The sequence below is a fragment of the Arthrobacter sp. MYb23 genome (assembly GCF_002979775.1).
Classification (GTDB): Bacteria; Actinomycetota; Actinomycetes; order Actinomycetales; family Micrococcaceae; genus Arthrobacter.
Genome location: NZ_PCPR01000023.1, coordinates 65,344 through 76,429, shown reverse-complemented (window position 1 = coordinate 76,429; position 11,086 = coordinate 65,344). Strand labels below are relative to the sequence as shown.

10 protein-coding genes are annotated in these 11,086 nt (G+C 62.5%); 7 read left to right on the top strand and 3 right to left on the bottom strand.

Translation table 11 applies throughout. The features are described from left to right. Positions 1–358: 358 nt before the first annotated feature. From CQ020_RS19465 to CQ020_RS19450, 4 genes are all read left to right on the top strand, one after another. Complete coding sequence (locus tag CQ020_RS19465; protein WP_105693324.1) at positions 359–1,924, top strand: NCS1 family nucleobase:cation symporter-1; 1,566 nt, start codon at positions 359–361, stop codon at positions 1,922–1,924. Between the two features lie 104 nt (positions 1,925–2,028). After that, a complete protein-coding gene (locus CQ020_RS19460; RefSeq protein WP_105693323.1) occupies positions 2,029–2,790 on the top strand; it encodes an aspartate/glutamate racemase family protein in 762 nt (253 codons plus the stop codon). A gap of 34 nt (positions 2,791–2,824) precedes the next feature. After that, entirely contained in the window at positions 2,825–3,592 is a 768-nt protein-coding gene (locus CQ020_RS19455) for an SDR family oxidoreductase (RefSeq protein ID WP_105693322.1), read from the top strand. Between the two features lie 266 nt (positions 3,593–3,858). Beyond that, entirely contained in the window at positions 3,859–5,346 is a 1,488-nt protein-coding gene (locus CQ020_RS19450) for a cation:dicarboxylate symporter family transporter (protein ID WP_105693321.1), read from the top strand. A gap of 69 nt (positions 5,347–5,415) precedes the next feature. On the opposite strand, the gene CQ020_RS19445 is transcribed toward CQ020_RS19450, so the two are convergent. Both CQ020_RS19445 and CQ020_RS19440 read right to left on the bottom strand, forming a co-directional pair. Beyond that, positions 5,416–5,820, bottom strand: a complete 405-nt coding sequence (locus CQ020_RS19445; protein ID WP_105568080.1) for a sterol carrier family protein — start codon at positions 5,818–5,820, stop codon at positions 5,416–5,418. A gap of 38 nt (positions 5,821–5,858) precedes the next feature. Then, positions 5,859–6,875: an asparaginase gene (locus tag CQ020_RS19440; RefSeq protein WP_105693320.1), complete on the bottom strand. Its 1,017-nt coding sequence runs from the start codon at positions 6,873–6,875 to the stop codon at positions 5,859–5,861. A 224-nt stretch (positions 6,876–7,099) separates the two neighbouring features. Here CQ020_RS19440 and purD point away from each other — a divergent pair, with 224 nt between their 5' ends. After that, positions 7,100–8,410: a phosphoribosylamine--glycine ligase gene (purD, locus tag CQ020_RS19435; RefSeq protein WP_105693319.1), complete on the top strand. Its 1,311-nt coding sequence runs from the start codon at positions 7,100–7,102 to the stop codon at positions 8,408–8,410. 2 nt (positions 8,411–8,412) lie between these two features. Continuing rightward, positions 8,413–9,351 carry a phosphoribosylaminoimidazolesuccinocarboxamide synthase gene (locus CQ020_RS19430; protein ID WP_105568075.1) on the top strand — a complete coding sequence of 313 codons (939 nt, stop codon included), beginning with the start codon at positions 8,413–8,415 and terminating at the stop codon, positions 9,349–9,351. A 74-nt stretch (positions 9,352–9,425) separates the two neighbouring features. On the opposite strand, the gene CQ020_RS19425 is transcribed toward CQ020_RS19430, so the two are convergent. Then, entirely contained in the window at positions 9,426–10,700 is a 1,275-nt protein-coding gene (locus CQ020_RS19425; protein ID WP_105568076.1) for a helix-turn-helix transcriptional regulator, read from the bottom strand. 127 nt (positions 10,701–10,827) lie between these two features. On the opposite strand from CQ020_RS19425, the gene CQ020_RS19420 reads away from it, so the two are divergent. Then, positions 10,828–11,052 (top strand): hypothetical protein, encoded by a 225-nt coding sequence (locus tag CQ020_RS19420; RefSeq protein ID WP_024818002.1) that lies wholly within the window; start codon positions 10,828–10,830, stop codon positions 11,050–11,052. Positions 11,053–11,086: the final 34 nt, after the last annotated feature.

Below are 11,086 nucleotides of genomic sequence, written 5' to 3'. Positions count from 1 at the left end.
GGATCACGATCAGGCAGCTGGGCAGTCAACCCGCTGAGGATGTGTGAGGTCTCTTCTCCTGCAGCCACGTCCAACCTCTCTTCATTGAATGTCTGGGCGCTTGCTCTGTGGGGGCGCTCAAGGAATTTCGTATTGTGAGAATAAAATTCTGCAATTCGAGATTACGTCCGCTGGTGGGCAGCGTCAACACGGATTGCGTAACCAAAACAGTCAACTGGGAAAGCAGTGCCCAAGCAACCGAATGTGACCCTGCATACACGGGGAACCCTTGACGTTACGTGACGTGAGTCATAGAGTGCTTTCACTATTCAATAACTAGATTCCGCATTGTGGAATCAGTACGAAGTGGAGATCCACGATGCAGACGACTTCATCAGTCGGCGTCACTGGTACTCCGGGAGACGCACCAGCAGGTGGCCCCAACCACCCGGCCGTGGGTAACACGGACCTTTGCGCTATTGCTTCCGAAGCATCAGGCCGTACCATCAGCCCCAGTCTTTACAACATCGACCTCGCTCCCACCAAGGCCAAAGGCCGCAAGTGGACCAGCTACAGCATCTTTACCCTCTGGGCCAACGACGTCCACAGCCTGGGTAACTACGCCTTTGCCATCGGCCTGTTCTCCCTTGGTTTGGGTGGATGGCAGATCCTGGTGGCGCTGGGAATCGGCGCCATCCTCCTGTTCGCCTTGCTGAATTTCTCGGGGTTCATGGGCCAGAAGACGGGCGTCCCGTTCCCTGTGATGAGCCGCATCAGCTTCGGCATCAGGGGTGCGCAGATCGCCAGCCTGGTTCGCGGCGCCGTTGCCGTGGCATGGTTTGGCATCCAGACCTACCTGGCTTCGGTGGTCCTCCGAGTGATGCTGGTTGCCATGGCACCTGGCCTGAAGGACCTGGACAGCAACTCCATTCTTGGCCTCTCAACACTGGGCTGGTTCTCCTTCGTGGCCCTCTGGATCGTGCAGTTGGTGATCGTCAGCTTCGGCATGGAGATGATCCGTAAGTACGAAGCCTTCGCAGGCCCGGTCATCCTGGTGACCATGGCAGCGATTGCCGTGTGGGTGTTCATCGAAGCCGGTGGCGCCATCCAGTGGTCCGGCATCAAGGGCCTTGAAGGTGGGGAAATGTGGCTCACCATCTTCGCCGGAGGTGCGCTGTGGGTGTCCATCTACGGAACCTTCGTGCTGAACTTCTGTGACTTCACGCGGTCCTCCACGTCCAAGAAGTCCATCGTCAAAGGCAACTTCTGGGGCATCCCCATCAACATGCTGGTCTTTGGCGCCATTGTGGTGGTCATGGCCGGTGGGCAATACAAGATCAACGGCACTGTCATCGAGAGCCCCTCGGACATTGTGCAGAGCATCCCGAACACCCTGCTGCTGGTCCTGGCGTGCCTGGCCCTGCTGATTCTGACGGTGGCCGTGAACTTGATGGCCAACTTCGTGGCTCCGGTTTATGCGCTGACCAACCTTTTCCCGAGGCACCTGAACTTCCGCAAGGCCGCCTGGGTCAGCGGCACCATTGGCCTGGTGATCCTGCCGTGGAACCTCTACAACAACCCGATCGTCATTGTGTACTTCCTGGGCGGGCTGGGTGCGTTGCTTGGACCGTTGTTCGGCGTCATCATGGCCGACTACTGGCTGGTCCGCCGCGGCAAGGTCAACGTGCCTGAGCTCTACACCGAGGATCCCAAGGGTGCGTACTTCTACAAGCGGGGCGTCAACCCAAAGGCCATCATTGCGATGATCCCGGCGGCAGCGATCGCCATCGCCATCGCCTTCATTCCGGCACTGGCGGCCGCAGCACCGTTCGCCTGGTTTATCGGAGCAGGCGTTGCTGCGCTGACGTTCTTCGCGGTGGCTGACAAGAAGCAGCTCCATGAGGACGTTTCCGGCGAGCCGATCGCCGTCGCCAGTACCCACTGACTCACCGAAACAACAAGGCGTCGCCCGTCCTCCCAGACCCGCATCCAGTTAAGTGGATCCAGGTTATCCGGCAGGGGACGGGCGCTGCCGTTGAGAGGAAACCCATGCGCATCCTTGTCGCAAACGTCAATACCACCCAGTCCATGACCGACTCCATCGCCGCTCAGGCCCGTGCGGCCGCTGCCCCGGGCACCGAGATCATCGGCATCACTCCGCGGTTCGGCGCCGACTCCTGCGAAGGGAACTTCGAAAGTTACCTGGCAGCGATCGCCGTCATGGATGCCGTGGTGAACTATTCCGAACCGTTCGACGCCGTCATCCAGGCCGGCTATGGCGAGCACGGCCGCGAAGGCCTTCAGGAACTCCTGGACGTCCCGGTGGTTGACATCACCGAGGCGGCAGCCAGCACTGCGATGTTCCTGGGCCACAAGTATTCCGTGGTCACCACGCTGGATCGGGCCGTTCCGCTCATCGAGGACCGCCTCAAGCTCGCCGGGCTGGACGCACGTTGTGCTTCTGTCAGGGCCAGTGGCATGGCCGTGCTGGAACTCGAGGAATACCCGGAGCGTGCTGTTGAAGCAATCGTGAGCCAGGCGGAGCAAGCTGTTCATAATGACAAGGCCGAGGTTATTGTCCTCGGTTGCGGCGGCATGGCCGGGCTGGACGAGCAGATCCGCCAGCGCACGGGCGTCCCCGTGGTGGACGGCGTGGCTGCGGCGGTCACCATTGCCGAGTCCCTGGTGCGCCTAGGCTTGTCCACGTCCAAAGTCAGGACCTATGCCACGCCGCGTCCAAAGACTGTCATAGGCTGGCCGATAACCGCAGCCCAAGCAACCTCAGCCCAGCCAGCCGAAGCCGCACGCTGACGCTGCCACCAGCACTTCCCCGAAAGGCAACCACATGACTGACTCCAGCCCGCCCACAAACCCGAGGGTCGCCGTCGTGACCGGGGCCGGTTCGGGTATTGGGCGAGCCGTCGCCAAGCTCATGCTCGCCGAAGGTTACCGCGTTGCCTTGGCTGGCCGCCGTGAGGCGCACTTGCTGGAGACTGCGGGCGACCATTCGGAGGCGTTGGCGGTTCCGTGCGATGTCACAGCGCCCGACGACGTCGCGCGCCTTTTCGCGGAGGTCCGCAAACGCTGGGGTCGGGTTGATGTGCTGTTCAACAATGCCGGCATCTTTGGCCCGGCAGGCGATGTGGGCGAGATCAGCGTGGACGAGTGGGAGGCGACTCTGCGCGTGAACGTCACCGGTTCCATGCTGTGTGCGGCCGAGGCGGTGCGAACCATGAAAGCCCAAGAGCCGCAGGGTGGCCGCATCATCAACAACGGATCCATCTCGGCGCATTCGCCCAGGCCCAGGTCCGCGGCTTATACGGTCACCAAGCACGCCATGACGGGCCTGACCAAGAGCATCGAGCTGGACGGGCGTGAATTTGGCATCACCTGTGGGCAGATCGACATTGGCAATACCCGCACGGAGATCATGGACACCATCGGCGTGGGGTCCGGCGCGCTTCAGGCCGACGGCAGCCGCAAGGTGGAGCCCATGTTTCCCGTGGACGACGCTGCCCGTGCCGTACTCATGATGGCCAACATGCCGGCGTCGGCCAGTGTGGGATCCCTGGTGGTGACGGCTGCCGGCATGCCGTTCGTGGGCCGCGGCTAGCTGCTCCGCGCACTCTGAAGGGGGCCCTGCGTACCGCCACCACCCACTGTGCTTTTCGAATGCCCGCGACACGCCTGTACAGGGGTGTGTCGCGGGCATTTCTGCGTCAAAAGGGGTGGTGACGGCCCGCCTATGCGGACTCCAAACCAAATGTGACTTCCACAATATGGAATAACATTTTCCCCTTGCGGAATGGTGTGAGCGGGATTACATTTGAAAAACCCCCTCAAAATGTGGGGCTGTTCCCAAATGATTGGTTCAGATCAATGAAGATCCCAGACTCCGCGGCGCTGAAGGCGAGTTCGGCCCCGCAGAAGAAAAAGCGGCTGTACCAGTCGCTCTTTTTTCAAATCCTGATCGCCGTCGTCGCAGGTGTACTCATCGGTCATTTTTGGCCGACTATTGGGTCCGCCCTCCGGCCACTGGGCGATGGATTCATTCAACTCATCAAGATGATCATCGCCCCGCTGATTTTCCTCGTGATCGTCACGGGTATCTCGGCAGTGGGCGACGTCAAGGCGGTCGGAAGGGTCGGGGTCAAAGCGCTCCTGTACTTCACCGGCGCCACTCTCTTCGCCCTCGTTTTCGGGCTGATTGTCGGTAACCTCGTTCAGCCAGGTGCCGGCCTGAACATCGATCCCTCCACGCTCTCCCAGGACGCACTCGACGCCAAGACCGGTCACGCCGTCCCCAAGGACGCCGCAGCGTTCCTCCTGGACGTCATCCCCGTCAGCGTGATCGGTGCTTTTGCCAGCAACAGCCTGCTTCAGGTGCTGTTCTTCTCAGTCTTCTTCGGTGCCGCCATTGTGGTCATCGGCCGTGAGCGTTGCCTGCCGGTTATCAGCCTCATGGAAACCGTTCTTGAGCTGATCTTCAAGATCATGTCCTGGATCATGAAAGTGGCCCCTATCGGCGCGTTCGGTGCCATGGCCTTCATTATTGGCCAGTACGGGATCGGCACGCTCAGTACCTATGCCCTCCTGATAGCTGCCTGCTACGGAGCGGCCATCATCTTCATCGGCTTGCTGTTCGTGGTGGCTTGGGGCTTCGCCCGCGTTCCGCTGTGGTCTTTCCTGAAGTACACCCGCGAAGAATTCCTGCTGGCGCTCGGCACTGCTTCCACCGAAGCTGTGATGCCGCGCATCATGACCAAGCTGACCAACGCCGGTTGCTCCCGTGCCACCACCGGCCTGGTGGTTCCCACCGGTTACTCCTTCAACCTGGACGGCGCCGCGATCTACCTTTCCATCTCGCTGCTCTTCCTGGCCCAGGCTTTCGGCCACAACCTTGATCTCGGCCAGCAGCTGGCAGCCCTGGGTGTGCTGCTCCTGACCTCCAAAGGCATGGCAGGCGTACCGGGTTCGTCCTTCCTGGCACTCTCCGCTACCGCTGCCGCCCTCGGCATCTTCCCGGTTGCCGGTGTCGCGCTTCTTCTCGGAGCCGACCGCCTCATGGACTCCATGCGAGTGGTCGTCAACCTGCTCGGCAACTGCGTGGCAACGTTCGTGGTGGCCAAGTGGGAAGGCCAGTTCGACCGCAGCGTCATGGTCCGCGCCTTCAACGGTGAGATCACCAACGAGGACACGGCCATCATGCTCGGCAAGGAAGACGTCTACGCACAGCAGGAACTGGAGCGCATCAGCAGCGGCCAGAACCCGTCCCCGAAGTTCCGCGGTGGACCCACAGCAGACGACATCCCGCAGTTCGAGATGAGCAAGAAGGGGCAATCAACAACCCCGGTGTGCCCGGACTGACCGGATAGTTTTTGTCCAGCCGATGCCCTTAAGACGCCGTCTTAGGGGCATTAGCTGTACAAAAACTCCTTAGAGAGGGAGCAGCTCCGAGAGGTCTGCGCGCAATCCGGACGCTGTTAGCTGGTGGCGCGAAACAGCGTCCGCCCACGTCATCCTGCCGGTTACCAGCGACAGCCAGGTGGCGGCGTCGCACTCGATCACATTCGGGGGAGTGCCGCGCGTGTGGCGCGGCCCCTCCACGCATTGCGTAACTCCGAACGGAGGCACCCGGACCTCCACCGAATTGCCGGGCGCACGTGCGGTGACTTCCTCCAGGGAGTAGCGGACCGCCGTCGCAATCAAAGCGCGCGACGGCGGGTTCCCGGCACCGGAGCCCGGCTCACCTGAAGTACCGGAAGGCTCGACGGCGGCCTGCCAGGCTGCCAGCGCGGCGCGGCCTTCCTCTACGTTGACGCGGCGTCGTGCAACAGCCATGGGTTTCTCCTCAGAAGTACTGGTCGAGCCAAGAAGTACTAGTCCAGCAGGGTGGAAACGGCGTGGCCCAGCCTGATCTTGCCAACCTCGTGGCCACCGCCGAGTACGGGCTCCACCACCCGTTCCAGAACGCTGGAAACCGCAGGGATGTCCACGGCGCCGCTCACGGCCAGGAGAGTCAGTCCCACCAAGGACGTGGCCCGGAGATTCCCGTCCAGCATCTTCACGGCGACGGTTGCGCCCGTGGGCGTCGCCAGGACCAGAACCCCTTCAGCCCCGATTTTCGCCAGGACCTCGAGTTCTTCCATGACGATGGTGTTGGACTCGCCCTTGCCTTGGACGGCCCAGGGATAGTCGAGCATGGACGTGGCGATGGTGGCAGCACGCGCGTTGGATGATTTATCGCCCGGGGACTTGGCCAAGCGGGAGTAGGCGCGGGCGAGGCCGGTCAGCGAGATGGCGGCAACGGGTGCGCCGCACCCATCGATGCCCAGATGGGAGATGGTTTCGCCGCTGTATTCCTCGATCACCGATCGAACACGCTGCTGGAGCGGGTGATTGGGCTCAAGATAGCTGCGCAGGTCCCAGCCGTTTTCGGTGCACGCCCACAGGAACGCGGCATGCTTGCCGGAGCAGTTGAAAGCCAGCTTGGATTGGCCGCGCTCTGACCGGACCAGCCAGTTGCGGGCCGTTTCGTCCTGGGGCCAGGCCGTGGGGCACTGGAGGTTTTCTTCCTTCACGCCCGCTGCTTTGAGCATCCCCTCAACAATGTCCATGTGGTCCAGGGATCCAGTGTGGCTGCCGCAAGCCACAGCAACTTGTGCGCCGCGCAGGGGCACCCCGGATTGCATGGAAGCCAGCGCTTGGAAGGGCTTGAGGGTGGAGCGGGCGAGGACGGGGGCGTCGATGTCACCAAGGCGGATGACTACCGACCCATCACCGGCAAGAACCACGGCCGCGCCGATGTGCCTGGACTCAATAAAGCCACTTCGTTCGATCACTGCCAGTTCCACCGCGGACTCAACGTTGAACGTTTCATGCGAACTTATGGGCATACAGCCAAGTCTAGGGGCGCGGCGGGTGGTTCCCCGGTCATACGCGCGCCCGCGCGCGTGATCCCGTGCACGTGCTCCTCTGCACGCCCGGCCGCGAGCCCGGCTGCACGCCCGGCCGCGAGCCCGGCGCCCCGCCCGGCCGCACAGTGCCCGTCCCGCTTTACGGGGTCCGGTGAATGACACAGCTTAGGCGGCTCGCCCATCACAAAGTACCCTTGAGGACTGTGAAGGTACTCGTCATTGGCCCAGGCGGCCGCGAACACGCCATTGTCCGCTCTCTGCTTGAAGATCCCAACGTTTCCGAGGTCCACGCGGCCCCGGGCAACGCGGGCATCAGCAAACTCGTTCCCACCCACGCGATCGATGGGAACAACCCGGAAGCCGTGTCCGCCCTCGCCACCAAGCTGGGCGTGGACCTGGTGGTGGTGGGCCCTGAGGCGCCGCTCGCCGCCGGGGTTTCCGACGCCGTCCGCGAGGCCGGGATTCCGGTGTTCGGTCCTAGTAAGGAAGCAGCCCAGCTGGAAGCTTCCAAGGCCTTCGCCAAGCAGATCATGGCTGAAGCCAACGTTCCCACGGCCATGGCCCGCGTTGCCACCAACGCTGAGGAAGCTGCCGACGCGTTGGACACCTTCGGTGCTCCGCACGTCGTTAAGGATGACGGTCTGGCCGCCGGCAAGGGCGTAGTGGTCACCAAGGACCGCGACGAAGCGCTGGCACACGCCCAGGCTTGCTTCGACGCTGGTGGAACCGTGGTCATCGAAGAGTTCCTGGATGGCCCCGAGGTCTCCCTGTTTGTCCTCTGTGACGGCCGCACCACTGTCCCGTTGTCCCCGGCGCAGGACTTCAAGCGCATCTTCGACAACGACGAAGGCCCCAACACCGGCGGCATGGGCGCGTACACCCCGCTTGAGTGGGCTCCCGCGGGCCTGGTCCAGGAAGTCATCGACCGCGTAGCACAGCCCACCGTGGATGAGATGGCACGCCGCGGCACCCCGTTTGTTGGCGTGCTGTACTGCGGCCTCGCCCTGACGTCCCGCGGCACGCGCGTCATCGAATTCAACGTCCGCTTCGGCGATCCCGAGACGCAAGCCGTCCTGGCACGCCTCAAGACCCCGCTCGGTGCGCTGCTGCTGGCAGCTGCCAAGGGCGAACTGGACACCGCAGAAGAGCTGCGCTGGTCCAAGGACACGGCAGTCGCCGTCGTCGTTGCCGCCGAAAACTACCCGGACGCACCCCGCACCGGTGATCGCATCCGCGGCCTGAAGAAGGTTGACGAGCTGGACGGTGTCCACGTGGTCCACGCCGGCACCAAGCTGGACGACGAAGGCAAGGTGGTCTCCGCTGGTGGCCGCGTCCTTGCGGTGGTCGCGCTCGGTTCCGATCTGGTGGAGGCCCGCGAGAAGGCGTACGACGGCGTTGAGCTGGTTCAGCTTGAAGGCTCACAGTTCCGTACGGACATCGGAGGCAAAGCCGCACGCGGCGAAATCCGTGTGCCGTACACCGCAACCGGAACCATCCCGAAAGTGCAGGCCTGAGCATGACTGAAGGCATCCCCACCGGCGGCTTCGAAACCGAAACGTTGGATCTCCCGGGCTGGACACACGTCTACTCCGGCAAGGTTCGCGATCTCTACGTCCCGGCCGACGAAGCCATCACGGAAAAGATCGGCCAGGAATGCGTCCTGGTGGTGGCCAGTGACCGCATCAGCGCCTACGATCACGTGCTGAGCAGCGAGATCCCGGACAAGGGCCGCGTCCTGACGCAGTTGAGCCTGTGGTGGTTCGATCAGTTGGATGTTGAGCACCACGTGCTGGCGTCCACGGTTGACGGTGGCGTTCCCGCCGCCGTCGAGGGCCGTGCCATGATCTGCAAGAAGCTGGACATGTTCCCGGTGGAGTGCATCGCTCGCGGTTACCTCACCGGCTCTGGCCTGGCCGAATACAAGGTATCCCGCACGGTGTGCGACATCCCGCTGCCGGAGGGCCTGGTTGATGGTTCGCGCTTGGAGAAGGCACTCTTTACGCCCTCTGCCAAGGCCGAAGTGGGCGAGCACGACATCAACATCACTTATGACGATGTTGTGGCCATGGTGGGCGACGACATCGCTGCCCGCCTGAGCGAACTGACCCTGAAGATCTACACCCGCGCCGAGGAGATCGCCCGCGAACGCGGCATCATCCTGGCTGATACCAAGGTGGAGTTCGGGATTGACGCAGCCACTGGCGTGATCACCCTGGGCGACGAGGTCCTCACCCCGGACTCTTCACGGTTCTGGGATGCGTCCACGTACGCGCCGGGTCAGTCGCAGCCTTCGTATGACAAGCAGTACGTCCGTGACTGGCTGACCTCAGCAGAGTCCGGCTGGGACAAGTCCTCGGACACTCCGCCGCCGGCTCTTCCCGCCGAGGTGGTGGAGCGCACCCGCGCCCGCTACGTGGAGGCTTACGAGAAGCTCACGGGCCGCACCTTCGCCTAAATTACCCAACTGAGTCGCAGTTCAGGTCGTTATGAGCCCTCATAACGGCCTGAACTGCTACTTAGTTGGGTTGATCAGGCCTGAGAGTGTTCCGGGTGTGTTGCAGCGGCCCGGCGCTCAGCGAGGCGGATCTCCAGAACCGCGTCCATGGCCTGCTGAACCCGGTCCGAAGCTCCCGCCGCGCTGAAGTCGTGCTGGGCCTCTTCCAGGAACTGGAGCGCCTCAGCGGCTTCCCCTGCAGCTTTCAAGGACTTACCCAGCAACAGCGACACTTCGCCGGCGGTGTGCCGGGCCAGCACCTTGCGGTCTGCGTAAATTTCGCGGAGCTTCTCCACGGCTGCAGGGATGTCCCCGGTCAGGTACAGCCAGCGGGCGCGGATGAACGCGACCTCCAACTGGTCAGTCTTGTTTCCGCCCACAATGGACAGCGCGAGTTCCGCACGCTCAATGGCGGACAACGTTTCCGGTTCCACAATCCCGGAGGACAATCGAACGGCTGCCGACGCCTTGTTGAAACGGGCCCACAGTTCAATGTCGTTGGCGGGGGAGAGGAGCTTGGCTGCACGCTCGTGGTGCTTGATGCCCTCTACATAGTCGTGGCGCATGAAGGCGACGTTGCCAACCACCCAAGCCACTTCGCCGGCCAGCTGTGACATGGAGTGCTCGTCCATGTGCTCGATCATCGCCAGGCAGTACTCCCAGGCTTCGTCCAGCTTGCCGCTCTCGGCAAGAGCACCGATCAGCGCGCGGTGCGCACCGATGATGAGCGTTGATCCCTTGGGCAGCTGCTCGCTGAGCTTGACGGCTTGTTTGGCATGCTCGACGGCGGTGGCCAGCTGACCTTGTCCGTGACACACGGCGGCAAGCATCTGCCAGGCGCGCACTCCCAGGCCTGCGGATTCCGTAGCCATGGGGTGTTCCAAGAGATGCTCAACAATCTGCTGGCATTCCTTCAGCTGCCCTTGCTTCATCACGCACTCGGCCTGCATGTACGTCATGTTCCACCAGGCGCTGTTGTTCTTGGCCTCGAGGGCAATCTGCGCTGCGGTGGCTGCGTGGCTGGCGGCGAGCTGATAGTCGCGGAGGTCCCATGCCTGCCTGGCGTACAGGCCGGCGAGGACGTACTCGGCGTCGCTCACGGAAACGGGTTGGCTCCACGCTTCAAGTGCTTTGGGCGCCAGCTCCAGACGGCGGGCGAGCTCCTCAATGACTTCGGCCGTGGGCTCACGCCGGCCCGTCTCAAGCAGCGAAATATAGCTCGGTGAGTACAGGTTCTTGCCGAGCTCTGCCTGCGTCAACCCACGTTCGAGCCGTTCGGCACGTAGCTTCTCGCCGAATCCGTTTCCCACGGGTCCCTCCTACAGGTGTCTTTTGACCAAAACCTTGACAGTCTCTGTGGAAAACATTTTACAATGTATGTCAACAGGGACCGTGCAATTTCCGTAACGAATCCGACTCGCATTGGGGTACATCAACATGTTCAAGAAAATCATTGCTTCAGTGGCCGTGGCGGGCGCACTGACGTTCGCGGTTGCGGCTCCCGGTGTTGTCTCTGCTGCTCCCGCAGCAGATTCCAGCACAGTAAGCGCCATTGGTAACTGGCCGGACCCTATGCGGTCCACCACCACGGTGCCCAAGAAGGACAAGGCCGAGACGACCATCACCACGATGTCCATCGGTAACTGGCCCGACCCTATGTAAAACAATTGTAGTAAAAGAAACCCCGGAGCGTGTC